At 72.3% G+C, this 23,917-nt stretch carries 21 protein-coding genes; 14 read left to right on the top strand and 7 right to left on the bottom strand.

What is annotated here, in order from left to right; genetic code table 11:
• The first annotated feature begins 79 nt into the window (after positions 1-79).
• Both B5D60_RS02720 and B5D60_RS02715 read left to right on the top strand, forming a co-directional pair.
• Positions 80-712: a hypothetical protein gene (locus B5D60_RS02720; protein ID WP_078698734.1), complete on the top strand. Its 633-nt coding sequence runs from the start codon at positions 80-82 to the stop codon at positions 710-712.
• Positions 709-1,824, top strand: a complete 1,116-nt coding sequence (locus B5D60_RS02715) for an AAA family ATPase (protein ID WP_078698733.1) — start codon at positions 709-711, stop codon at positions 1,822-1,824. The genes B5D60_RS02720 and B5D60_RS02715 overlap by 4 nt, the downstream gene beginning before the upstream one ends.
• A gap of 8 nt (positions 1,825-1,832) precedes the next feature.
• Here B5D60_RS02715 and B5D60_RS02710 read toward each other — a convergent pair whose 3' ends face one another.
• A complete protein-coding gene (locus B5D60_RS02710; protein WP_078698732.1) occupies positions 1,833-2,555 on the bottom strand; it encodes a hypothetical protein in 723 nt (240 codons plus the stop codon).
• 158 nt (positions 2,556-2,713) lie between these two features.
• On the opposite strand from B5D60_RS02710, the gene B5D60_RS02705 reads away from it, so the two are divergent.
• Both B5D60_RS02705 and B5D60_RS02700 read left to right on the top strand, forming a co-directional pair.
• Complete coding sequence (locus B5D60_RS02705; RefSeq protein ID WP_078698731.1) at positions 2,714-4,120, top strand: wax ester/triacylglycerol synthase family O-acyltransferase; 1,407 nt, start codon at positions 2,714-2,716, stop codon at positions 4,118-4,120.
• Positions 4,117-4,419, top strand: coding sequence for a hypothetical protein (locus B5D60_RS02700; RefSeq protein ID WP_078698728.1), 303 nt, complete (start codon positions 4,117-4,119; stop codon positions 4,417-4,419). The genes B5D60_RS02705 and B5D60_RS02700 overlap by 4 nt, the downstream gene beginning before the upstream one ends.
• Before the next feature lie 3 nt (positions 4,420-4,422).
• Here the strand turns inward: B5D60_RS02700 and B5D60_RS02695 are convergent, their stop codons facing one another.
• From B5D60_RS02695 to B5D60_RS02680, 4 genes are read right to left on the bottom strand one after another with little or no spacing between them, the layout of a single operon-like run.
• Positions 4,423-4,905, bottom strand: coding sequence for a DUF2505 domain-containing protein (locus tag B5D60_RS02695; RefSeq protein WP_078698726.1), 483 nt, complete (start codon positions 4,903-4,905; stop codon positions 4,423-4,425).
• Positions 4,902-5,648 (bottom strand): PspA/IM30 family protein, encoded by a 747-nt coding sequence (locus B5D60_RS02690; protein ID WP_078698725.1) that lies wholly within the window; start codon positions 5,646-5,648, stop codon positions 4,902-4,904. The genes B5D60_RS02695 and B5D60_RS02690 overlap by 4 nt, the downstream gene beginning before the upstream one ends.
• A gap of 36 nt (positions 5,649-5,684) precedes the next feature.
• On the bottom strand, positions 5,685-7,103 hold the full coding sequence (locus tag B5D60_RS02685) for a sensor histidine kinase (protein ID WP_078698724.1): 1,419 nt from the start codon (positions 7,101-7,103) through the stop codon (positions 5,685-5,687).
• The gene (locus B5D60_RS02680; protein WP_153302850.1) at positions 7,103-7,834 is read right to left on the bottom strand and encodes a response regulator transcription factor; all 732 of its coding nucleotides are present in this window, start codon (positions 7,832-7,834) and stop codon (positions 7,103-7,105) included. The genes B5D60_RS02685 and B5D60_RS02680 overlap by 1 nt, the downstream gene beginning before the upstream one ends.
• A 153-nt stretch (positions 7,835-7,987) precedes the next feature.
• Between B5D60_RS02680 and B5D60_RS02675 the strand changes: the two genes are divergently transcribed.
• The 3 genes from B5D60_RS02675 to B5D60_RS02665 are packed head-to-tail and all read left to right on the top strand — an operon-like array spanning position 7,988 to position 12,097.
• Positions 7,988-9,727, top strand: a complete 1,740-nt coding sequence (locus tag B5D60_RS02675; protein WP_078698718.1) for an Ig-like domain repeat protein — start codon at positions 7,988-7,990, stop codon at positions 9,725-9,727.
• 38 nt (positions 9,728-9,765) lie between these two features.
• Positions 9,766-11,697 (top strand): TIGR03960 family B12-binding radical SAM protein, encoded by a 1,932-nt coding sequence (locus tag B5D60_RS02670; RefSeq protein ID WP_078698717.1) that lies wholly within the window; start codon positions 9,766-9,768, stop codon positions 11,695-11,697.
• 1 nt (position 11,698) lies between these two features.
• Complete coding sequence (locus tag B5D60_RS02665) at positions 11,699-12,097, top strand: hypothetical protein (RefSeq protein WP_078698716.1); 399 nt, start codon at positions 11,699-11,701, stop codon at positions 12,095-12,097.
• 7 nt (positions 12,098-12,104) lie between these two features.
• Here B5D60_RS02665 and B5D60_RS02660 read toward each other — a convergent pair whose 3' ends face one another.
• Both B5D60_RS02660 and B5D60_RS17005 read right to left on the bottom strand, forming a co-directional pair.
• A complete protein-coding gene (locus B5D60_RS02660) occupies positions 12,105-13,304 on the bottom strand; it encodes an MFS transporter (RefSeq protein WP_172806240.1) in 1,200 nt (399 codons plus the stop codon).
• A gap of 2 nt (positions 13,305-13,306) precedes the next feature.
• Entirely contained in the window at positions 13,307-14,119 is an 813-nt protein-coding gene (locus B5D60_RS17005; RefSeq protein WP_197684377.1) for a CAP domain-containing protein, read from the bottom strand.
• Between the two features lie 64 nt (positions 14,120-14,183).
• On the opposite strand from B5D60_RS17005, the gene B5D60_RS02655 reads away from it, so the two are divergent.
• The 7 genes from B5D60_RS02655 to B5D60_RS02625 all read left to right on the top strand — a co-directional run bounded on the left by B5D60_RS02655 (position 14,184) and on the right by B5D60_RS02625 (position 23,912).
• Positions 14,184-14,960, top strand: coding sequence for a TIGR03936 family radical SAM-associated protein (locus B5D60_RS02655; protein ID WP_231948951.1), 777 nt, complete (start codon positions 14,184-14,186; stop codon positions 14,958-14,960).
• 134 nt (positions 14,961-15,094) lie between these two features.
• Positions 15,095-17,440, top strand: a complete 2,346-nt coding sequence (locus B5D60_RS02650; protein WP_078698713.1) for an Rne/Rng family ribonuclease — start codon at positions 15,095-15,097, stop codon at positions 17,438-17,440.
• A gap of 96 nt (positions 17,441-17,536) precedes the next feature.
• A complete protein-coding gene (gene rplU / locus B5D60_RS02645; protein WP_078701245.1) occupies positions 17,537-17,842 on the top strand; it encodes a 50S ribosomal protein L21 in 306 nt (101 codons plus the stop codon).
• A gap of 12 nt (positions 17,843-17,854) precedes the next feature.
• Complete coding sequence (gene rpmA, locus B5D60_RS02640; protein WP_078698712.1) at positions 17,855-18,109, top strand: 50S ribosomal protein L27; 255 nt, start codon at positions 17,855-17,857, stop codon at positions 18,107-18,109.
• A gap of 80 nt (positions 18,110-18,189) precedes the next feature.
• A complete protein-coding gene (gene obgE / locus B5D60_RS02635) occupies positions 18,190-19,770 on the top strand; it encodes a GTPase ObgE (protein WP_172806239.1) in 1,581 nt (526 codons plus the stop codon).
• On the top strand, positions 19,767-20,852 hold the full coding sequence (proB, locus tag B5D60_RS02630) for a glutamate 5-kinase (protein WP_078698711.1): 1,086 nt from the start codon (positions 19,767-19,769) through the stop codon (positions 20,850-20,852). Before obgE ends, proB begins: the two co-directional genes overlap by 4 nt.
• Before the next feature lie 69 nt (positions 20,853-20,921).
• On the top strand, positions 20,922-23,912 hold the full coding sequence (locus B5D60_RS02625; RefSeq protein WP_078698710.1) for a hypothetical protein: 2,991 nt from the start codon (positions 20,922-20,924) through the stop codon (positions 23,910-23,912).
• The last annotated feature ends 5 nt before the right edge of the window (positions 23,913-23,917 follow it).

Here is a 23,917-nt window from a genome sequence, read left to right as displayed (position 1 = left end):
CTGCGACGAGGCGCAGGTCACGACCGGACTGTGGACGACCGGTGGCCGGGCCACGGCGCGACCCCGTATGACTTGGCACATGCATGTCACGGGGGGTGACACGTCCCGGCGCGCGCTCGCCCGGCGCACCTCGATCTCCAGATGGCGCAATCCACGACTCGTCCTGGGTGCCGTCCTCGTCCTGGTGTCCGCGGTCGCCGGCGGCTGGCTCGTGGCCACGGCACGCGACTCCACCGACTACTGGCTCGTCCGCGCCGAGGTCCGGGCCGGCGAGCCCGTCGACCCGGCCGATCTCGCACCCGTCTCGGGCCGCCTCGAGTCGGCCGCGGCCGCGGGCCTGCTGGCCACGCGCGACGGCGTCCCTCGCGGGGTGTGGGCGCGCGATGCCGCTCCCGGCACGCTCCTGGTGCGCGACGCGATCGCCGACTCGGTCGATCGTGGGCGGGAGCTGGCGATGGCCGTTCCCTCGGGGACCGCACCACCGGACCTCGAAGCGGGGGAGCGGGTCGACGTGTGGGCCGGCCCCGGCGAGTCCGGTGACCTGAGCGCCCGCACCCGCCGCGTGCTGGTGGACGTCGCCGTCGTCTCGATCTCACGTGTCGACGGCACGGGCACCCGCACGCTCGTCGTGGACGCAGGCCGTGGGGGTCCGGGCGCCGACGTGGTCTCCGCCCTGTCCACGGGGCACCTGACCGTCGTGCGGGTCCCGTGAGCGCGACCGAGCCGATGCGCGTCGCGGTCGCGGCGTGCGGGGCGCACTGGGAGGCCGCGGCCCTCGCCGAGATCGAGCAGGACGCGCGGATGCTGCTGGTGCGCCGGTGCGTCGACGTCGCCGACCTCCTCGCCACCGCGGGCACGCACCGGCTCGACCTCGCGCTCGTCGCGGTGGGCAGCCCCGGGCTCGACGCCGGGGTCGTCGAGCGCCTCGTCGAGCTGGGGGTGCGGTGCGCGGCGGTGGACGGCGACGGTGCCGCGCTCGGCATCGACCACGAGGCCCGGCTCGGCGACCTCGCCGCCGCGGGGTCGGTGCCCGTGGCACCACGCGAGCGCGATGCCGATCCCGGGACGCTCGTGGCGGTGTGGGGCGCCACCGGTGCACCCGGCCGGAGCAGCCTGGCGGTGTCGCTCGCGGCGGCCTCCGCCGCGGGTGGTCGCCGCACCGCGCTCGTGGACGCCGACGTGTACGGCGGGTCGATCGGTCAGCTGCTCGGCGTGCTCGACGACGTCAGCGGCGTGATGGCCGCCTGTCGCGAGGTGACCCGTGGCCGCGCGGCGTCCGCCGACGCCCACCTGCTGAGCCTCGGCCCGCACTGGGACGTGCTCACCGGCCTGCCGCGGTCCGACATGTGGCACCACCTGCGCCCCGACGCCCTGGAGACCGTCCTGCGCGCGTTGCGGCGCGACCACGACCTCGTCGTGGTCGACTGCGGCTTCGGCGTGGAGGCTGCGATGGGTCAGGGGCCGTCGCGCGACCAGGTGACCCGCCGCGTGCTCGACCTCGCCGACGAGGTGCTGGCGGTCGGCCGGGTCGATCCGGTCGGGCTGGCCCGGCTCGTTCGCGCGCTCGACGACGCCGGTCCGTGGCGGCGCCCGCCGCGCCTCGTGCTGAACGGGTTCCGCGCCTCCCTGGGCTGGACCGAGCGTGAGGTCGCCCAGACGCTGCGCGAGCTCACCGGGCACACCCCGTGGGCGTTCCTCCCTCAGGACGGACCCGGACACGACCTCGCGCTGATGACCGGACGGCCGCTGCGTGAGGTGGTGCCCACGTCGGGCTACGTCACCCGGGTGGAGCGGCTCGCCACCGAGCTGGTGACCACGCGATGAGCCGGCCGTCAGCGCAGCAGGTAGCGGCCCTCGCCGACCGTGTCGTAGATCGCGACGATCTCGGAGGTGAGGATGACGGCCCCGGCGACGAACAGCGCCGCCAGGGCGCCCCGCGCGAGCCACGCGCCCGCCCCGGGCATGCGCTGCCCGGCCCAGCGCGCGAGGAGCCAGGCCCCGACGAGCAGGACGGTGGCGGGAAGCAGAGGGAACACCCATGGCACGAGTCCGACCCACGCCCACCGGCCGCGCAGCAGGGAGCCCCCGTCGACCACGAGACGGTCCACCGACGGCGGCATGACCAGCAGGAAGACGAGCGGAACCCCGAGCGTCAGGACGATCGCCGCCCACGTGGGCTCGAGCAGGGTGAAGTCGGGCCCGTCCTCGTGGACGATCGAGGCCCCCACCATGACGGTGCCGCCCACGGCTGCGCACGCGCGGCGGAACCACACCGGCCCGGGCGCCAGTCCGCGCAGCCCCAGGTAGATCCCGGCGCCCAGCACCCCGAGGACGGTCCCGGTGAGGAGCAGCTGGATCGTGCCGGCGGTGGTCACCTCGCCGATCGGGAAGCCATCGCTCGTGATGACGCCGTGGTCCTCGCGGTTGAGGCTCGCGAGCAGCCCCATGAAGAGCCGCCCGCCGACCCCGCCGACGAGCAGACCCAGGACGGCGCCGACGCACGACGCGGCGGCCAGTCGCTTCGCAGCCAGTGCCGCGTCCGTCCGCAGGGCCATCGTCCGTCCTCCGTCCTCCTTCGAGGCAGGATGGCACGGCAGCGGGTCCGCTGTCAGCGACTCGCGCCGCTTTCCGAAGCCCCTCGGGTGGCCGGACCGGGTGGTAAGTTTCGGGGCTACCGGCGGACCGGATCCACGCCAGGACAGCAGGGGAGCGCATGCAACGACTGAGTCCTCTCGACGCGATGTTCCTGCACCAGGACCATCCCGAGACGCCCCGCCACGTCGCGTCGCTGGCGATCCTCGCGCCCGGAGACCGGCCCCTCGACTACGACCGCCTGATACAGGTCATCAACGACCGGATCGACCTCGTGCCGCGCTACCGCCAGGTGCCGCGCCGCATCCCCGGTGGCGTCGGCATGCCGGTCTGGGTCGACGACGAGCACTTCGACCTCTCCCTGCACGTGAGGCGTTCGGCGCTGCCCCGCCCGGGCGGGCGCGACGCCCTGCACGACCTGGTGGGCCGGCTCATCGCGCGCCGGCTCGACCACGAGCGTCCCCTGTGGGAGCTCTACCTGATCGAGGGACTGCAGGGCGGCGAGCTGGCGCTGCTGTTCAAGTCGCACCAGGCGCTCGTCGACGGCTCGCACACGGTCGACCTCGCGCAGGTCCTGCTGGAGGAGACGCAGCGCGACCGCACGATCCCGCACGAGGAGTGGACCCCGCGGTCCGCCCCCGGCACCCTCGAGCTGCTCACCGGCTCGGTTCGCTCGCAGCTCAGCCACCCGGCCGAGCTGCTGTGGAGCGGCGAGTACCAGTGGTCGAGGGTCGTCTCGCACCTGCCGGGCCTGGGTCCCGACGCGACGTCCCACGGCCCGCTCACCGCCACTCCCTCGCGGCACCGCCGGTTCACCTCGGTCAGCGCCCCGCTCACCGCGTTCCGGCGGGTCCGCGACGAGCACGGTGGCACGGTCAACGACGTGATCCTGGCGGCGATCGCCGGGGGCCTGCGCGGCTGGATGCTCACCCGGGCCGAGCCCGTCACCGCCAAGACCAGCTTCCGCGCGATGGTGCCGATGTCGGTGACCCGCGACGGGCTGGCGGAGGGCGGTCACCCGACCTCGCTCGGGCCGCTCGTGCGCGGCCTCATGCTGAACCTGCCGGTGGGCGAGTCCAACGCCGTCGTGCGGCTGCACCAGGTCTCCTACGCCCTGAAGGGCCACCGCGAGACCGGCTCGGCGGTGGCGGCCAACAAGCTCGCGAACCTGCCGGGCTTCGCCACCTCCACGTTCCACGCGGTGGGTGCGCGCGTGGCCACCGACGAGGCGAACCGGCCGTACCACCTGGTCATCACGAACGTGCCCGGCCCGCAGGACCCGGTGTACATGGCGGGGCAGCAGCTGCGGGAGATCTTCCCGGCCATCCCGCTCACGGGTCACCGGGCGGTCTCGGTGGGGGTCACGTCCTACGACGGCCGCGTCTTCTTCGGCATCGTCACCGATCGCGAGTCGGTGCCGGATGCCGACGTCCTGGGGCAGTGCATCCTGGAGGCGTTGGAGGAGCTGACCGAGACGATCGGTCCCCGGCGCGCGCGTGCCCCCCGCGGACGGAAGAGGCCCACATGAGTCGTACCCGCGTCTACGCGGCGGCCGATGCCGCCCTGCTGCGCACCCTCGCCGAGGACGAGCCGGTCACGCCCGAGCGCGTCACGGCCGCCTCGCAGGACGAGGAGGACGAGTACGACGCGCTGCTGACCGCCGCCGAGCACGGCCCGGTGGTGGTGTGCGCCGAGCTCGACGACGCCGACGCGCCGATCCGGCTGCGTGACGTGCAGTCGTTCCATCTCGACGCCGACGGCAGCGGCGACCTGGCCTGGTACGCGCCGCAGGAGCTCGACGAGGTCATCGAGCTCCTGGGCGGTTGAGGCTCAGATCTGGGTCTTGCCGTACTCGACCTCGTCACGCAGCGAGGCCGTGATCGCCTTGGCGACCTCCGGCTCGATGCGACGGCCGATGAGCGGCAGCGACACCTTGACGTCGCCGTCGACCGACATGGTGCTGACGTTCCCGGACCCGGCGATCGTGGAGGTGCCGAGCATGCGGGCGGGCTGACCGTGGATGTCCACCGAGACCTCGGCGGTGCGGGTGCCCGCGGCGTCGGCCGGGCCCCACTTCTCGACCTGCGTCACGGTGACCGAGTCGCCCGTGAGCTTCTTGATGAAGTCGGGCATGTCCGACTCCATGGTGCGCACGATCGTGACAACGGTGGCGCCGCCCTGCTCCTCCACCGTGACGGAGTAGTCGCGGGCGCCCTGGCGCTCGCACGACCGCTCGCGGAAGCCCTGGTCGCTGACGAGGCCGAAGACCTGCTCGGGGCTGGCCGGGTACTCGAACTTCTCGGTGAGCTTCACGCGTTCTCCTCGGGGGTGGGGGTGCCCTGGCCGAGCCCCTTGAGCTCGGCCAGGCGGGCCTCGACCTCGAGCTGGCCCGCGTCGGCCTCCAGCTCGGCGAACTGCGAGTCGAGGCTGGACGCGGCGAGCTCCTGGTGGCCGAGGACCTGGGCCTCGACGCGGCGCACACGATCCTCGTAGCGGCTCAGCTCACTGGTGGGATCGAGGATGTCGATCGACTTGATCGCGTCGGTGACCTGCGCCTGCGCCTCGGCCGAGCGGTGGCGGGCGACGAGCTCGTCGCGCTTGGAGTTGAGCTCGGTGAGCTTGCCCCTCATGCCGACCAGGCCGGTCTTGAGCTTCTCGACGACCTCGCCCTGCTGGGCGATCATCGGTGCCGCCGCCTTGGCCTCGTTCTCGGCCGCGATCTGCTTGCCCAGCGCGAGCTTCGCGAGCTGGTCGAACCGGTCGGCCTCGCCGTCGTGGCCCTCCCGGCGCAGCTGGTCGGCCTTGTTCGACGCGGCGATCGCCTTGCCGCCCCACTCCTTCGCGGAGGCGACGTCCTCGGCGTGGTCGGCCTCGGCCAGCCGCAGGTTGCCGATCGTCTGCGCGACCGCCTGCTCCGCCTCGGCGATGGAGTTGGTGTAGTCGCGGACCATCTGGTCCAGCATCTTCTGCGGATCCTCCGCCTTGTCGAGCAGCGCGTTGATGTTCGCCTTCGTCAATTGGGAGATGCGTCCGAGGATGGACTGTTTCTGAGCCATGCGTCGATCATGGTGCACGGTCCAAACTGGCCGCAACTACTCGGCGGCGAAGGTCAGCGTGAACGTCGTGTCGCCGGGCCGGCTGGCCAGCGACGCCTCGCCACCGTGGGCGAGCATGATGGCGCGCACCAGGGACATGCCCAGTCCGGCGCCGCCGGCCGAGCGGGTGCGCGAGGACTCGCCGCGTGTGAAGCGCTCCCACACGACGGGCTGCAGCTCCTCGGGGACGCCCGGCCCGTCGTCGTGGACCTCCACGCGGGTCGGATCGGCCAGAACGAGCACCGTCACGGTCGTTCCCTCAGGCGTGTGACGGGTGGCGTTCGTCAGCAGGTTGGTGAGGGCCTGGTGCAGGCGCAGCTCGTCGCCGACGACGGTCACCGGCTCCGGCGGCACCTCGAGCCGCCAGCGCCGCTCGGGGTCGACCACGCGAGCGTCGGCCACCGCCTCCACCACGAGGTGAGTGAGGTCCACCTCGCGTTGCTCGAGGGGACGTCCCGAGTCGAGTCTGGCCAGCAGCAGCATGTCCTCGACGAGCGTCGTGACCCGTCCGACCTCGGACTCGATCCGGGCCATGGCCTCGGTCGGGTCCGCGTCGGTGCGGCGGCTCAGCTCGGCGTAGCCGCGGATCGTCGTCAGGGGGGTGCGCAGCTCGTGGGAGGCGTCGGCGAGGAACCGGCGCACCTGCTGCTCGCTGTCGTGGCGTGCCCGCAGCGCGTCGTCGACGTGTCCGAGCATGTGGTTGAAGGCGGCGCCGACCTGGCCCACCTCGCTGGACGGGTCGGTGAGCTCGTCCGGCACTCGCGGGAGCGAGGCCACCGCGCCCGAGGCCAGGGGCGTCTCGGCCACCTCGTGGGCCGTCGCCGCCACCTGCCGCAGGGGCCGCAGCTGGTGGCGGACGATCTGTCGCGCCCCGACGGCGGCGACGCCGATGCCCAACAGCGAGAGCAGGATCTCCCAGCGGACCAGGCTGCCGATCGTGTCGTCGACGCCGGCAGTGGGCAGGCCGAAGGCCACGCGGTCGCCGGCGGCGTTCGTCGTGGCGGCGACCCGGTACGAGCCGACGCCCGGCAGGTCCATGGTGCGCGGCTCGTCGCCGACCTCGGCCTCGCTCATCTCGTCGACCGCCTCCGGCGGCAGCTGGCTCAGCCCGCCGGCCGCGGTGATCTGGACGCCGATGCGGCAGGCGGACCCGAAGACGGCCGTCACGCTTCCGGCGTTCTGGCCCGGGGGCAGCGTGGGCAGCTCGCCGCAGTCGGTCACGAGCGCGCCGCCGCCGCGGCCCGGCCCCTCCACGCGCTGGGCGCGCTCCACCGCCTGCTGGAGGTCGCCGTCCAGCCGCTCCATCAGCGTCGACCGCATGATGACGGTGGCGGTCAGGGCCACGAGCAGGCAGACCACCGACACCAGGGCCACGGCGGAGGCGATCAGCCGCCCCGTCAGGGTGCGGGGGCGCATCACGGTGCCGCCGGGGCGGCCTTGAGGATGTAGCCCGCCCCGCGCTTGGTGTGGATCATCGGCTCGCGCCCGGCGTCCACCTTCTTGCGCAGGTAGGAGATGTACAGCTCGACGATGTTGTCGTTGCCGCCGAAGTCGTAGTCCCACACGCGGTCGAGGATCTGGGCCTTCGACACGACACGGCGCTCGTTGCGCATGAGGTAGCGCAACAGCTCGAACTCGGTGGCCGTCAGCTCGATGGGCGTCCCGCCGCGCGTGACGTCGCGGCTGTCCTCGTCGAGCTCGAGATCGCCGACGACGAGCGTGGAGCTGGGGTCCTGGCGGCGTCCGCCGGCACGCCGCAGCAGCGCGCGCAGCCGCGCGACCACCTCCTCGAGGCTGAACGGCTTGGTCACGTAGTCGTCGCCGCCCGCCGTGAGTCCGGCGATCCGGTCCTCCACGGCATCGCGGGCGGTCAGGAAGATCACCGGGACGTCGGGGGAGAGGGCGCGCACCTTCGCCAGGACCTCGAGGCCGTCGTAGTCGGGCAGCATCCAGTCCAGGATCATCGCGTCGGGCGCGAACTCGCGCGCTGCCGCGACGGCCTTGCGTCCCGTGCCGGCGGTGCGCACCTCGAAGCCCTCGTAGCGCAGGGCCATCTGCAGCAGCTCGGCGATGTTGGGCTCGTCGTCCACGACCAGCACCCGCAGAGGGGTGCCGTCCGGACGGGTCAGGTCGGACGCGACGCTCATGCGTCCAGTCTCGCGCCTGAGGGGTCGAATCGGTTGAGCGTCGGCTGTGGAGTGGCTGTGAGCCTGAAATGACAGCGGTGTCATTAACACATCGGAACCCTAAAGTTCAACTTTAAGTTCATTTCGGCGTGTCGGTGTCGTAGGCTGTCCGCCATGCGTCGTTTGGGACTCGTGGGACTCGTGTGCCTTTTCGTGGTGTCGGGGCTCTCGGCCACGACCACGTCGGCCCAGGCGTTCACCCTGATCTGCACGGCCAAGACCAAGGCGCAGGTCGCCAAGTGCGACACCTCCGGGTACGCCGACGTCATGCACCTCATGCACTGGCGGATGTACGCCGGGCACAACTGCACGAACTACGCCGCCTGGCGGATGAAGAGGGCCGGCGTCCCCGAGCCCCGGATCCTCATGGGCAACGCGCGCGACTGGCACACGAACGCCAAGAAGCTCGGCTACCCCGTCGACAACCGTCCCGCCGTCGGCGCGATCGCGCAGTGGTCGAAGGCGGCCAGCCACGTCGCCTACGTCGAGCAGGTCGGCTCGGGCTTCCTCGTGCTGTCCGAGGACAGCTACACCTCGAAGACCTACCGCCGGTACCGGGTCAACACGGGCGACTCCTGGTACCCCGAGCGGTTCATCCACTTCAAGGACCAGAGTGCGCCGGTCTCCCCGGAGCCCGTCGAGCCGTCGCCCGCACCCGCGCCGACGGTGGCGTCGGCCGTCTCGGTCGCCGCGCCGGCGAAGGTCAGCACCCGGATCAAGCCGAAGGTCACCGTGCGCGTGAAGGCTTCCAAGGGCGTCGTTCCGGAGGGCAAGGTCCGCCTGCGTCGCGGCGGGGTGACGGTCAAGACCGTCACGCTCAAGCCGGGTCACGCGGGCTCCATCGCGGTGACGCTCCCGCGGATGAAGCGCGGCAAGCAGTGGGTCTCCGCCGTCTTCGACGGCAACGCCAAGGTCCGCAAGTCCACGAGCCGCACGATCAAGGTCGTCGTCACGAAGCCCCCGAAGGTCGTGTCGGCGAAGACCACGATCACCCTGCCGTCGACGACCGTCGCCGCCGGTTCGCGTCCGGTCGCCACGGTCGCCGTGACGCCGACCGACGGCCGCACCACGACGAACGCGGTCTCGGTGTACGTCGACGACCGGCGCATCGCCTCGCCAGTCCTCACCAAGGCGCGCCGCGGCAAGGTCTCGGTGCGCCTGCCGGCGCTCACCGCTGGCCGGCACACGATCCGGGCCACCTACTGGGGCTCCAAGACCGTGAAGCGCTCCTCGGCCCGGGCCACGGCGTTCTCGGTCGTCGAGCCCACCACGGTGGCGGCCGCGGTCGCGAAGCCGACGGTGCGCTCGACGGAGCCGGCGCAGGTCGTCGCCACCGTGGCCACCGCGCGTCGCGTCGCTCCCACCGCGGGCGAGGTCTGGGTGCTCGCCGACGGCGCGAAGGTCGCCGCCGCGACCCTGACACCCGCGGCACGCGGCACGCTGACGATCCCCGTGCCGGGTCTGGCGCCGGGGACGCGGAGGATCTCGGTGCAGTACCGCGGTGCGCCCTACCAGCTCGCGTCCTCCAGCGCCGAGGTCCCGCTCGTCGTCCAGGAGCCCACGACCACGGCCACGGCCCTCTTGGCCACCTCGGTGAAGTCCACCGCGCAGGCGAAGCTGACGATCTCGGTCCTGTCGGCCAGCAAGGTCGGGATCACGTCCGGATCGATCGTCGTGATGGACGGCACGAAGCGCATCGCCACCGCCACGCTCACGCCTGCGTCGAAGGGCAAGGTCGTCGTGACGCTGCCGAAGCTCGCGGTCGGCAAGCACGCGATCACCGCCTCGTTCGGCGGCACCGACCTGATGGAGCCCTCGGCCAGCGGCGCGCGCACCCTGACCGTCACGAAGTAGCGTCCGGGCCACTGCTCGCGGCCACGTACGCTGGTGTCATGCCTGTCGACTCCGTCTACCCCCGGCTCGAGCCGCTGCTCGCGGGGGTCTCCAAGCCCATCCAGTACATCGGCGGCGAGCTGAACTCGACCGTCAAGGACTGGGACGAGGCCGACGTCCGCTGGGCGCTGATGTACCCCGACGCCTACGAGGTGGGCCTGCCGAACCAGGGCGTCCAGATCCTCTACGAGGTCCTCAACGAGCGCGACGGCATCCTCGCCGAGCGCACGTACGCGGTCATGCCCGACATGGAGGCCGTGCTCCGCGAGCACGACATCCCGCAGTTCACCGTGGACGCGCACCGCCCGGTGGGGGCGTTCGACCTGTTCGGGCTCAGCTTCTCCACCGAGCTCGGCTACACGAACATGCTGACCGCGCTCGACCTGGCCGGCATCCCCCTGCACGCGGTCGACCGCGACGACTCGCACCCGATCGTGCTGGCCGGCGGGCACAGCGCCTTCAATCCCGAGCCGATCGCCGACTTCGTCGACGCCGCCGTGATGGGCGACGGCGAGGAGGTCGTGCTCGCGATCAGTGAGGTCGTGCGCGAGTGGAAGGCCGAGGGCCGTCCCGGAGGCCGTGACGAGGTGCTGGCCCGGCTGGCCGCGTCCGGCGGCGTCTACGTGCCGAAGTTCTACGACGTCTCCTACCGCCCCGACGGGCAGATCGGCGCGATCGCGCCGAACCGTCCCGGGGTCCCGGTGCGGGTCGCGAAGCACACGCTGATGGACCTCGACAGCTGGCCGTACCCGAAGAAGCCGCTCGTGCCGCTCGCCGAGACGGTGCACGAGCGCTTCAGCGTGGAGATCTTCCGCGGTTGCACGCGCGGCTGCCGCTTCTGCCAGGCGGGCATGATCACCCGCCCGGTCCGCGAGCGCTCGATCCAGACGATCGGCCAGATGGTCGACAACGGCCTGAAGGAGTCCGGCTTCGAGGAGGTCGGCCTGCTGAGCCTCTCCAGCGCCGACCACTCCGAGATCGGCGAGGTCGCCAAGCAGCTCGGCGACCGTTACGAGGGCACCAACACGTCGCTCTCGCTGCCGTCGACCCGCGTGGACGCCTTCAACATCACCCTGGCCAACGAGTTCAGCCGCAACGGCCGCCGCTCGGGCCTCACGTTCGCGCCCGAGGGCGGCAGCGACCGCCTGCGCAAGGTCATCAACAAGATGGTCAGCGAGGACGACCTGATCCGCACCGTCTCCGCCGCGTTCTCGCACGGCTGGCGCCAGGTGAAGCTCTACTTCATGTGCGGCCTTCCCACCGAGACCGACGAGGACGTGCTGCAGATCGGCGAGCTCGCGAAGCGCGTCATCGACACGGGCCGCGAGGTCTCGGGCCGCCGCGACATCCGCTGCACCGTCTCGATCGGCGGCTTCGTGCCCAAGCCCCACACGCCGTTCCAATGGGCCGCGCAGCTCGACCACGAGACCACCGACGAGCGCCTGCGCAAGCTGCGCGCCTCGGTGCAGTCCGACAAGCGGTACGGCAAGGCGATCGGCTTCCGCTACCACGACGGCAAGCCGGGCATCGTCGAAGGACTGCTCTCGCGCGGCGACCGCCGCGTCGGACAGGTCATCGAGGCGGTGTGGCGCGACGGCGGCCGCTTCGACGGCTGGAGCGAGCACTTCAGCTACGACCGCTGGGCGCAGAAGTCGGCCGAGGTGCTCACACCGCTGGGCGTCGACCTCGACTGGTTCACCATCCGCGAGCGCGAGCACGACGAGGTCCTGCCGTGGGACCACATGGACTCCGGCCTCGACCGCGAGTGGCTCTGGGAGGACTGGCAGGACTCCATCGATCCCGACGGTGCCGCCGAGGTCGAGGACTGCCGCTGGACGCCGTGCTTCGACTGCGGCGTGTGTCCTGAGATGGATCTGGAGATCCAGATCGGCCCGACCGGGCAGAAGCTCCTGCCGCTGTCGGTGGTCTGAGGTGGGGAAGCAGTCGCCGCGCCAGTCGCTGGCGTTCGCCGTGCTCACCGGTGTCGCGTCGATCGTGCCGATCGGCCGGGCCCCGCGCGGGGTCAGGGCCGCCGTCGCCGGTGGCTCGGGCGTCCTGGCCGGGGGAGCGACCTACGTCGCCCTGAACCGCCCCGACGTCATCGCCGCCCCTCGCGAGCCGGTGCCGGCCCAGCAGTCGGCCGCGATCGGCGCGGGGGTGGGCGCCCTCGTCGTCGGAGTGACCGTCGTGGGGTTCGTGGTGGACCGCGCGTTCGAGCAGGCGCTCGTGCGCCGGAACGTGCCCCATCCCCGCCTGGTGCTCGGCGCCGCGGCGGCGGTGCTCTCCTACGGGCTCGACGTGATCGACCGCCGGTTCGACACGGCCGACTGACCGGCCGTTAGCGCAGGGTGTCCTCGAGCATGCGGGGGCGGCTGATGACGACGCCTGCCGTGGTGATCACCACGGTCGAGGCAATGAGGGCGATGAGGGGCGCGTCCCATGAGCCGGTGGCGTCGTGGAGCGCCCCGACGCCGAACGGGCCGAGTCCTGCCAGCAGGTAGCCGAGCCCCTGGGTCAGCAACGAGAGTGCCGTCGTCGCGGCGGGCGTGCGGGTGCGCTTGCCGATCATCGCCAGGACCCACGTGAAGGCGCCGCCGCCGAGCCCGAGCAGCACCGACCACAGCACCGGGAGGCTCGCCGGCGCGATCAGCACGCCGAGCCAGCCCGCGGCCGTGACGGTTCCGAAGAACAGTGGCAGCACGGGCGTGTCGCCCGTCCGGGCCATGAGCCAGGGCAGCGCCAGCGTCAGGGGGATCCCGACGCCCGTGATGACCCCGAGCAGCACGCCGGCCTGGTGCTCGCCGACGCCTCCGTCGATGAGGATCTCGGGGTACCAGCCGAACTGCGCGTAAGCCCCGGCCGACTGGGCTCCGAAGCACGCGACCATCGCCCACGCCAGGGGCGAGCGCACGATCTCCCTCATCGGCAGGCGGTCGCCCGTGGCGGGGCCGGTGTGGACGTCGTGCCGCAGCAGGGTCAGCCACGGCAGGATCGTGAGGGCCGCGAGCAGGGCCCAGGCCGCCAGCCCGGGGCGCCAGCCGCCGAGTGCCTCGCTGAGGGGAACGGTCGTGATCGACGCGATCGTCGCGCCCGCCATGATCGCGGCTCCGTAGAGAGCGCTGATCAGGGGGATGCGATCGGGGAAGTGCACCTTTGCCAGGGGCGGCAGGATGACGTTGCCGACCGCGGCACCGGCCAGGGCGATGGCCGTCGTGCTGAGGAACAGCACGGTGTCGTCGAGCAGGGTCCGGGCGACGAGACCGGCGGCGAGCAGGGCCAGCAGCGCCACGGTGGCGTGGTGCAGCCCGAACCGGCGGACGAGCCCGCCGGAGCTGAAGCCGATCACGGCGAAGCACAGCACCGGGAGGGTCGTCAGCACTCCAGCGGTGGTGGGGGTCATGGCCAGGTCCTGGCGCACCTCGGGCAGGACGACGCCCAGGCTCGCCACGACGACGCGAAGGTTCAGGGCGAGCAGGACGATGGCCGCGCCGACGAGCCAGCGGCCGCCGGTGGTCGGCGTGGTGGGGGAGGAGGTCACGGTCAGCGCGGCGTCCCGAAGTCCTGGACCCAGTACGTCCCGTACCGGGTGTCGCCCGTGGCGTAGCCGACGCCGAGCTCGGTGAACGGGCCCATGATGTTCCTGCAGTGGCCGGGGCTCGCCAGCCAGGCGCCGACGACCTGCTTCGGCGACTGCTGGCCGGCGGCGATGTTCTCGCCGAGCCGGGACCAGTCGTAGCCCTGCGCGTCGACCCGGTCGCTCAGGTCGGATCCGTTCGAACCGGTGTGGCTGAAGAAGTCGTGCGTCGCCATGTCGAGGGCGTGACGTTGCGCAGCGGACGAGAGACGCGACTCGAGGCGCACGGGACCTCGCGCGGCGAACGGCTCCGAGCCGCACGACCGTGCCGTCGAGCGAGCCTCGTTCACGAGCGACAGGATCTCCTTCGATCGCGCGTCGGGCGTCCAGGGAGCCCGGACGGTGACCTTCTTGACGCTGCTGTTCACGGCGCGCAGCCGGCCCTTCGCGGCGACCCGGACCCTCAGCTTCGTCGCGACGCCCGCCTTCGTGCCCACGCGGTGGCGCAGGACGACGCGCCCGTAGGCGTTGGTGCGGGCGCGGTCGGCGCGCACCCACCGGCCGCCGACGTGCCGCTGGAGCGAGACGACGCGACGCGCCGACGCCCGGCCCTTGGCGGTGACCTTGACCGAGAACCGGACCGAGGCGCCGGGAGCGGCGGTCTGGCTCTTCGCGGTGAACCCCGCGACCTTGGTGGGAACCGTCGCCGCTGCCCCCGCGGGGGCACTGGCCACGACCAGGGCGGACGCGGTCAGGAGCAGGGCGATCGTGTGACGCATGGGACCCACGGTAGCGGCGCGGACGGGACCGCGGTCCCGGAGCGGGCCGCCGTACGCTGGTGGGGTGAGCAACGACGGCAGCAGGACCCTGGAAGGCACCCCGAACCCGGAGGCCCCGAACCCGCAGCTGCCGATCGTGCAGAAGCTGCGCCTGAGGTACGCCAAGCGGGGCCGGATGCGATTCACCAGCCACCGTGACTTCGCCCGCGCCTTCGAGCGGGCCATCCGCCGCGCCGGCCTGCCGATCGGGCACTCCTCGGGCTACACGCCGCACCCCAAGATCTCCTACGCGGGCGCCTCCCCGACCGGTGCCGCCAGCGAGGCCGAGTTCGCCGAGATCGGGCTGACCCGGCCGATGGACCCGGCCGAGGTCCGCGCGGCCCTCGACGCGGCGCTCCCGGACGGGCTCGACGTCGTCGACGTGATCGTGTCGCCCGGCGGAGCGCTGGCCGACCTGCTCGAGGCCAGCCGCTGGTCGATCGAGCTGCCCGAGGTCCCGCCCGAGGCTGCCCGGGCCGCGGTCGAGGCGTTCCTCGCGCGGGACGAGGTGCTCGTCGAGCGCATGATGAAGCGGGGCCTGCGCACCTTCGACTGCCGGGCGGCCGTGGTCCGTCTGGACGTCGATGACCGGACCGGCGCGCAGGGGTGTGCGATACTGGACGTGGTCGTACGCCATGACACCCCGTCGGTACGACCGGACGACGTGATCACCGGACTGCGCACCCTGTGCGGCCTGCCGATCGAGAAGGCGCCGCTGGCGACCCGCTCGAGCCAAGGGCCGCTGGATGTTCGGACCGGTACGGTCGGCGATCCGCTCGCCACCGGCCGCGACGCACCGTGAGGTGTCGACCGCGGCAGGTCGGGTGGAGAGTCGAGTGACAGGCCTAAGCGCCGTCCTGAGACAGACTTGAGGTCCCGCGGGACCATTGACCAGCCCGGTGGGTGGCTGCGCCGCTGCCGGGCGAAGGAGAGCACATGCTCGATCCGAACGACGCGGCCGACACGCCCGAGACCCCCACCGACGACGCCGCCGAGGCGCCGCTGGTCACCACCACCCGCACGCGCCGCCGCGCCGCGGGTCGTCCGGCCGGCCCGCCGGCGGCGGTGTTCGCCCCGCCCGCGGAGGAGGCCCCCGAGCCCGATCCGGTGAGCGACGTGGACGAGGACGAGGACGCCGAGGACGAGCAGGACGAGGTCACCGAGACCGCCCCCAGGGTCTCCACGCTGCCCCCGGTCGGTGCGATGTTCCAGGCGCCCCCGGCCGAGCTGGCGCCCCCGCGCGAGCGCAAGCGCGTCGAGCCGCAGGACGACGCCGACGGCGACCAGGATGACGACGAGGACGGCTCCGGCGACGACGACGGGGGCGAGGGCGGACGCCGCCGGCGCCGCCGCGGAGGACGCCGCCGTCGCAAGAGCGACCAGGACAACGGCGACGACGACGGCGATTCCGGTTCCGACGAGTCCGACGACTCCGAGTCCGGCGATGACGACCAGTCGAGCTCCGGCTCCTCCACCACCACCCGTCGCCGTCGCCGCCGTGCGCGTGCCGGCGAGGGCGCCGAGGGATCGCCCGACGACCCCGAGAACACCGTCGTCAAGGTCCGTGAGGGCCGCACCGCCGAGGACGAGATCACCGGCGTCACCGGCTCCACCCGCCTCGAGGCCAAGAAGCAGCGCCGCCGTGAGGGCCGCGAGGCCGGCCGTCGCCGGGCGCCCATCGTCAGCGAGGCCGAGTTCCTGGCCCGCCGCGAGGCCGTCGACCGCGAGATGGTCGTGCGCCAGCGCGACGACTACACGCAGATCGCCGTGCTCGAGGACGGGGTCCTCGTGGAGCACTACGTCGCCCGCGAGTCCCAGACGTCGCTGATCGGCAACGTGTACCTGGGCAAGGTCCAGAACGTGCTGCCCAGCATGGAGGCGGCGTTCGTCGACATCGGTGCGGGCCGCAACGCGGTCATCTACGCCGGCGAGGTCGACTGGTCGAACATCCAGAACGGCAAGCAGCGCAAGATCGAGGACGCGCTCCAGCCCGGCCAGACCGTGCTCGTGCAGGTCTCCAAGGACCCGATCGGCCAGAAGGGCGCCCGCCTGACCAGCCAGGTCAGCCTCCCGGGACGCTTCCTGGTCTACGTGCCCGGCGGTGGCAGCAACGGCATCAGCCGCAAGCTCCCCGAGAACGAGCGCGCGCGCCTCAAGGGCCTGCTCAAGGAGGCGCTGCCCGAGAGTGCCGGCGTCATCGTGCGCACGGCCGCCGAGGGCGCCACCGAGGACCAGCTGCAGCGCGACATCGCCGCGCTGACCGCGCGCTGGGAGGACATCGAGAGCAAGGTGGCCGCCGGCAAGGCGCCCCAGCTGCTGTACTCCGAGCCCGACCTGATGATCAAGGTCATCCGCGACCTGTTCAACGAGGACTTCGCGTCGCTGACCATCCAGGGTGACGAGGCCTGGGACATGGTAGCCGGGTACATCGCCCACGTCGCGCCCGATCTCGAGGAGCGCGTGAAGCGCTGGGACCCTTCGACAGGCTCAGGAGGGACGGGCGACGACGACATCTTCGCCGCCCGACGCCTCGACGAGCAGATCCACAAGGCGCTGGACCGCAAGGTCCACCTGCCCTCGGGCGGGTCGCTCGTCATCGACCGCACCGAGGCGATGGTCGTGGTCGACGTCAACACGGGCCGCTTCACCGGCTCGGGCGGCAACCTCGAGGAGACCGTCACCAAGAACAACCTCGAGGCGGCCGAGGAGATCGTGCGCCAGCTGCGCCTGCGCGACCTCGGCGGCATCATCGTCATCGACTTCATCGACATGGTGCTCGAGAGCAACCGCGACCTCGTCATGCGTCGCCTCGTCGAGTGCCTGGGCCGCGACCGCACGCGCCACCAGGTCGCGGAGGTCACCTCGCTGGGCCTGGTCCAGATGACGCGCAAGCGCATCGGCACGGGCCTGCTGGAGTCCTTCAGCCACGACTGCGAGGAGTGCCAGGGTCGCGGCGTCGTCATCCAGGACGCCCCGGTCGAGCCGAAGAAGGACGAGGGCCAGCGTCGCGGACGCCGCGGTGGTCGCTCGGGCCGTGGCGGCAACGCCGGCGGCGGCAACGGCAACGGCAACGGTGGCGGACGCCAGCAGCGCCAGGGCAAGGGCGAGGAGTCCAAGTCCGACGAGCCGAAGGCCGAGGAGCCCAAGGCCGAGGAGCCCAAGGCCGACGAGCCCCGGAGCGAGCAGCCCCAGGTCGATCAGGCGCCGGAACCGCAGCCCGTCGCAGAGACGCCGCAGGCCCAGGAGGCACCCGTTTTGACCGAGGACGGGGCGCCCGAGTAGAATCGAGAGTCGGTGCGCTCAGCGTGCTGCTCAGACTCTTTTGCAGGACCCAGTTCACGACCCAGTCTTTTTCAGTACAGAGTGAGGAATCCCGTGGTGTACGCAATCGTGCGCAATGGCGGCGGCCAGGCCAAGGTCGCGGTCGGCGACGTCATCTCGATCGACCAGGTCCAGGCGACCGAGGGCGACACCGTCCAGCTCGCCGCGGTCATGGTGGTCGACGGTGACCAGGTGACGGCCGGTGCCGACGCCTCCAAGGTCAAGGTCGACGCTGAGGTGATCGGTGGGCTCAAGGGCCCCAAGATCATCATCCAGAAGTACAAGAACAAGACCGGTTACAAGAAGCGCCAGGGGCACCGTCAGAAGTACACCCAGGTCAAGATCACCGGAATCTCCAAGTAAGGGACTGACGACATGGCACACAAGAAGGGCGCAGCCTCTACCAAGAACGGGCGCGACTCCAACTCCCAGCGCCTCGGCGTCAAGCGTTTCGGCGGCCAGCTCGTCAACGCGGGCGAGATCATCGTCCGTCAGCGCGGCACCCACTTCCACCCCGGCTCCAACGTGGGCCGTGGCGGCGACGACACCCTCTTCGCCCTCGCCCCCGGCGCGGTCGAGTTCGGCACGAAGCGCGGCCGTCGCGTCGTGAACATCGTTCCGGGGCAGTGACGCGCAGATCTTCCTGAGGAGGGGCGGTCCGCTGATGCGGGCTGCCCTTTCTCTTTTCCACCCACCGTCCAGGAGAACCCATGGCGATCCCCTCGTTCGTTGACCAGGTGACCCTGCACGTGTCCGGAGGCAACGGCGGCAACGGTGTCGCCTCGGTCCACCGCGAGAAGTTCAAGCCGCTCGGCGGTCCCGACGGCGGCAACGGCGGGCACGGCGGCGACGTCATCCTCGTGGTGACGCCCGACGTCACCACGCTGATCGACTACCACCACGAGCCCCACCGCAAGGCCACCAGCGGCGCGCCCGGCGCGGGCTCGAACCGCAGCGGCTCCAACGGCGAGGACCTCGTCCTCAGGGTCCCCGACGGCACCGTGGTGCGCGACGAGAACGGCGAGGTCCTGGCCGACCTGGTCGGCGCCGGCACCGAGCTCGTCATCGCGGCCGGCGGCCGCGGCGGGCTCGGCAACGCCGCGCTGGCCTCCAGCAAGCGCAAGGCCCCCGGCTTCGCGCTCAAGGGCGAGCCGGGCGAGGAGCGCACGGTCACGCTCGAGATGAAGGTCGTGGCCGACATCGGCCTGATCGGATTCCCGTCGGCCGGCAAGTCCAGCCTGATCGCGTCGCTGTCGCGGGCCCGTCCCAAGATCGCCGACTACCCGTTCACCACGTTGGTGCCCAACCTCGGCGTCGTGCGCGCGGGCGAGACCACGTTCACCGTGGCCGACGTCCCCGGCCTCATCGAGGGTGCCAGCGAGGGCCGCGGCCTGGGTCACGACTTCCTGCGGCACGTCGAGCGCTGTGCCGCCCTCGTGCACGTGATCGACTGCGCCACGGTCGAGCCGGGACGCGATCCGCTCACCGACCTCGACATCATCGAGGCCGAGCTGACCCGCTACGGCCAGTACGCCGACGTCGACTTCTCCGACCGGCCCCGCCTGGTCGCGCTCAACAAGACCGACGTCCCCGACGCCGCCCAGATCGCCGAGTTCGTCATCGGCGAGCTGCGCGAGCGCGGCCTGCGGGTGTTCGAGGTCTCCGCCGCGAGCCACGCCGGCCTGCGCGAGCTGTCGTTCGCGATGGCCGAGATCGTCGCCGCCCGTCGCGCCGCCGAGCCCCACCGCGAGGCCACCCGCATCGTGCTGCGCCCGCCGGCCCCCTCGGGCGTGGGCCGCGAGTTCGAGGTCCGCAAGATCGACGGCCGCTGGCACGTCATCGGCGAGAAGCCCGCTCGCTGGGTGCGCCAGACCGACTTCAGCAACGACGAGGCCGTCGGCTTCCTGGCCGACCGGCTCAACCGGCTCGGGGTCGAGGACCACCTGCTGTCCCTCGGTGCGAGCGCCGGCGACGACATCGTCATCGGGGCTGCCAACGAGCTCGAGCTGGGCCGCGACGAGGTCGTCTTCGACTTCGATCCCACGATCACGGCCGGCGCCGAGGTGCTCGGCCGCCGCGGCGAGGACCTGCGCCTCGACCAGAGCAACCGTCGCACGAACCAGGAGCGCCGTGAGCTGCTGGCCGCCCGCCGCGCGTGGGAGCTGGAGGCCGTCGCGCTGCGCGCCGAGGGCCACGAGCCCGAGCCGTTCGACCCCAGCACGATCATCCCGGACTGGACGATCGGTGAGGAGTACCCCGGCGACGACGAGCTCGACGAGGACGACCGGTGAGGGTCGTCGTCAAGGTCGGCTCCTCGTCGCTGACCACCCCCGACGGTCATCTCGACCCCGACCGCATCGGCACGGTGGTCGACGCCGTCGTCACCGTGCGGGCGCGCGGTGACGAGGTCGTCCTGGTGTCGTCGGGCGCCATCGCCGCGGGCCTCGGGCCGCTGAACCTGGCCCGCCGTCCCCGCGACCTGCCCACGCAGCAGGCCGCGGCCGCCGTGGGCCAGCGCGCGCTCATCGCGCACTACTCCGAGTCCTTCGCCGCGGCCGGGCTCGTGGTGGGCCAGGTGCTGCTCACGGTCGACGACGTCAGCCGTCGCAGCCACTACCGGAACGCCCACCAGACCTTCGCGAAGCTCCTCGAGCTCGGGGTGGTGCCGGTGGTCAACGAGAACGACACCGTGGCCACGTCCGAGATCCGCTTCGGCGACAACGACCGGCTCGCCGCGCTCGTGGCGCACCTGGTGCACGCCGACGAGCTGCTCCTGCTGTCGGACGTCGACGGCCTCTACACCGGTCATCCCGACCTGCCCGACTCCCAGCCCATCCGCGAGGTGCGGTCCGAGGCCGACCTGGCCGGCATCGACGTGGCCCGGGTCGGATCGGCCGTCGGCACGGGCGGCATGGTGACCAAGCTCGAGGCCGCACGGATCGCCACGGCGGCCGGCATCCCCGTGCGGCTCACCTCGGCGGCCCGTGCGGTGGAGGCCGTGGAGGGCGAGCCCGTCGGCACCCTGTTCACGCCCACCGGCAAGCGCCGGGCCGCTCGGCTCATGTGGCTGGCGCACGCCAGCGAGACCCGCGGGCGTCTCGTGCTCGACGCGGGTGCGCGACGTGCCCTGGTCGAGCGGGGCGCCTCCCTGTTGGCTGCCGGGATCGTCGCCGTCGAGGGCGACTTCGCCGCCGGCGACCCGGTCGACGTGGTCGACCCCGAGCGCGTCGTGATCGCCCGAGGGCTGGTCAACTTCGACAGCGACGAGCTGCCCGAGATGCTGGGTCGCTCCACCGCGGACCTGGCGGCCGAGCTCGGTCCCGAGCGCGAGCGCGAGGTCATCCACCGCGACGACCTCATCCTCATGTCCTGACCCTGACGCATCACGGGCACTTGCCACGGTCTCTCCAGGGGTGACACGGTCACCAAGGGGAGGTCGGTCATGCCCGGTCAGCACGCCAGCAAGGTCGTCATGGAGCTGCGGGTGCACGGCGTCCGGGGCACGCCGACCGACTCGATGCTGGGCGTCGCGCCCGAGGACGTCGTCCAGGTGGCCGGCGACCGGCTCACCGGTTTCTACCGGATCGCCGACGGCGCCCACCCGCCGCTGCGCACCCTGCCGGCCGGCCTGTCGCTCGAGGCGTACTCGTGGGGCGAGCTGACCTCGGGCGTTCGCGGGGTGCTGGGCTGGGTGACCCGCGTGCTGTGGCTCGTGCTGCTGCCGTTCGCCCTCGTCAACCTCGCGTTCTGGGCGCGGACGCAGGCCGGCGAGGACAGCGGGCAGGCCCGGTGGGGCATGCGCGCGGTCCGGCTCAGCGCCGTGATCCTCACGGTGATCGCGATGCTCACCGTGAGCTTCATCGCGATCGACCTCGTCGCGTGGCAGTGCTTCCGGGCGAACGCCATCGCGTGCCCGGTGCTGCCCGACTGGATGGACCGGATCGCCGGACTGTCCGCGGGCGCCCGCATCGCCGTGATGTCGCTGGTGCCGCTCGGCGCCCTGCTGGCGCTCGTCGCCCTGTCGTTCCAGAGCCTGGCGCGGTACGAGGCGGCGGTGCACGAGTCCGAGGTCACGATGACCGACGCCGACCGCGACCAGTCGCGCGCCAGCATCCTGGAGCACCCGCTGATGTGGCGCGGCGAGCAGCGCACGCGACGCCTGCAGCGGCTGCACATCGCGGCCGCGCTGAGCACGGTCGTGCTCTACACCGGGATCCACATGCTCGTGCGTGGCGGCGGGGGATGGCTGTGGCCGACGACGTCGGCGGCGGCTCTCATCATGGCGCTGGTCGTGCTGCGGACCATGACGGTCGACGAGGACGACCTCGAGTACCGCGACGAGCCGCACCTGGGCCGGCTCACGCGCCGCGTGTTCCCGTGGACCGGTCCCGGCCGCCTGATGCGCCGCCTGCCGCTGGACGCCCTCGCGTGGACGGCACTGGGCGTGGTCGCGGCGCACCTGGCGGCGCTGTGGACCGCGGAGCTCTCGTTCACCCAGCAGGAGCTCGCCTGGTACGGCTCGAACCTGTGGTTCATCGGGCTCTTCGTCCTGCTCACCGTCGTCCACGTCATCGTGTTCGTCGGCGGCCGCGTGCGGCTGCGGTGGACCTTCCTGGTGGTGCTCGGGGTGTTCGCGCTGGTGGTGTCGGGCTGGTTCGTCCCGGCCGGGTGGCTGGCGGTGGAGACCCTCGCGGCGTGGGGGCTGCTGCTGCTGTTCCATCGCAATCGCAGCCGGCTGGCCGGGAACCGGTGCGTCGCGTGGGGTGGCGCGGGCGCGTCCGTGATGCTGGGCGCCGCCACGATGGTGGCGCTGCTGTTCACGTCCGCGGGCGCGGTCGCCGCGGCGAACTTCCTCAACGGCGACTCGCAGACCGTGGCCGACCTCATCACCGTCCGGAACGAGCGGTCGCCGGTGTCGGCGCAGGGCGAGCCGCGGCTCGTCGCCGCCGGAGACGTCCGGCTCGACGGCGCCCGGGTGGTCCTGGAGAACGGCGCCGTGCGGGTCACCCACGGCACGGTCCGGACCGACGCGCTCGCGCGCGAGAGCGACGGGGTGGCGTCGTACGCGACGGCGTCGACCATGGTCGACAAGGCGGTGCTGCTGCTGCCGCCGGGGACCACCACCGTGCAGCTGGTCGGGTCCTGCTTCGGTCGCGGCGACGATCCCGCCTACCCCGCGCAGGAGCCGTGCACCGGCGAGTCCAAGGGCTTCCGCACGGCGGGTGCGCTCGACGTGTCGCCCTCGTGCATCCTCGACCGGGCCCTGGTGCCGTGCCTGCGCGTCGTGGCGGCCGACGGCAGGGTGGCGCTCAAGGTCAACGATCCGCCGCAGACGCCGATCGTCGTGCCGCAGGTGCTGGTGTGGACCCCGCTGATGCTGTCGTCGATGCTCGTCCTCGGTGGGCTCCTGACCGCGGCGATGGTCGTCCTGTACCGGACGAAGGCCGCACCGGCGATCCGCGAGCTCGTCGGTGGTGACAGTCCCGAGGTCCCCTCGCAGGACCGCGACGGTGTCACGGACGCTCGCGTCGCGGCCGGCCTGGCCCACCGGGCCGAGCGCCTGCTCGACGGCTCGGGCACGCTGACGACGGCACTGGCGCTGACGACGCTGGCCCTCTCGTCGGGCGGTCGTGCTCCGTGGTCGGTGTACCCGGGACTGCGGGACGTCGCGACGATCTCGCTGTACATCGCCCTGCTGGGCAGCATCGGGCTGATGATGGCCGGCGCCCGGGTGCGACGCTCGCCCACGGCGCGCCGCAACGTGGGCATCCTCTGGGACGTCACCACCTTCTGGCCCAGGGCGGCCCACCCCTTCGCTCCGCCCTGCTACGCCGAGCGCGTGGTCCCCGAGATCACGGCGCGGGCGCGCTGGGCACTCGGGGACGACCCCACGCGTGCCGTGGTGCTGTCGGGACACAGCCAGGGCTCGCTGATCTGCGTCGCGGTCGCGTGCCGGCTCAACGGCCGGGCGAAGCAGCTGAGGCTGCTCACCTACGGCAGCCAGGTGCGGGCGATCTACGGGCGCGTCTTCCCGGCGGCCGCAGGACCCGACGCGCTCGGCTACGTGCCCACGTCAGGCCCGACGCGGCTGCGGGCGGCCTGGCCGGACGTCCCCGACAGCCGACCGCACGGAACGCCGGCAGGCACCGGCCTGAGGTTCCTGCTGGCCAGGCCCGACCACTGGGTGAACCTGTTCCGGCGCGGCGATCCCCTCGGGTACCGGGTGTACTCCGACCGCGACCACCCCGTCTACGACAGGCCCACGCTCGAGGTGCGCCCCAGCGGGTCGGGGGATCCGGGATCGCTCGTGATGACCCACGGCGGGTACCAGCACTCGCCGGAGTACCGGGCGGCCATCGCGCGGTGGACGGGCGAGCCGGTGCACGTGCCGCCGACGGACCCGGCGCTGGCGGTGCCGCTGCCACCGGCCTGATGCAA

The organism is Aeromicrobium choanae, assembly GCF_900167475.1.
GTDB classification, from domain to species: domain Bacteria; phylum Actinomycetota; class Actinomycetes; order Propionibacteriales; family Nocardioidaceae; genus Aeromicrobium; species Aeromicrobium choanae.
The sequence above is the reverse complement of the archived record's forward strand: the minus strand, read 5'-3'. Positions and strand labels throughout refer to the sequence as shown.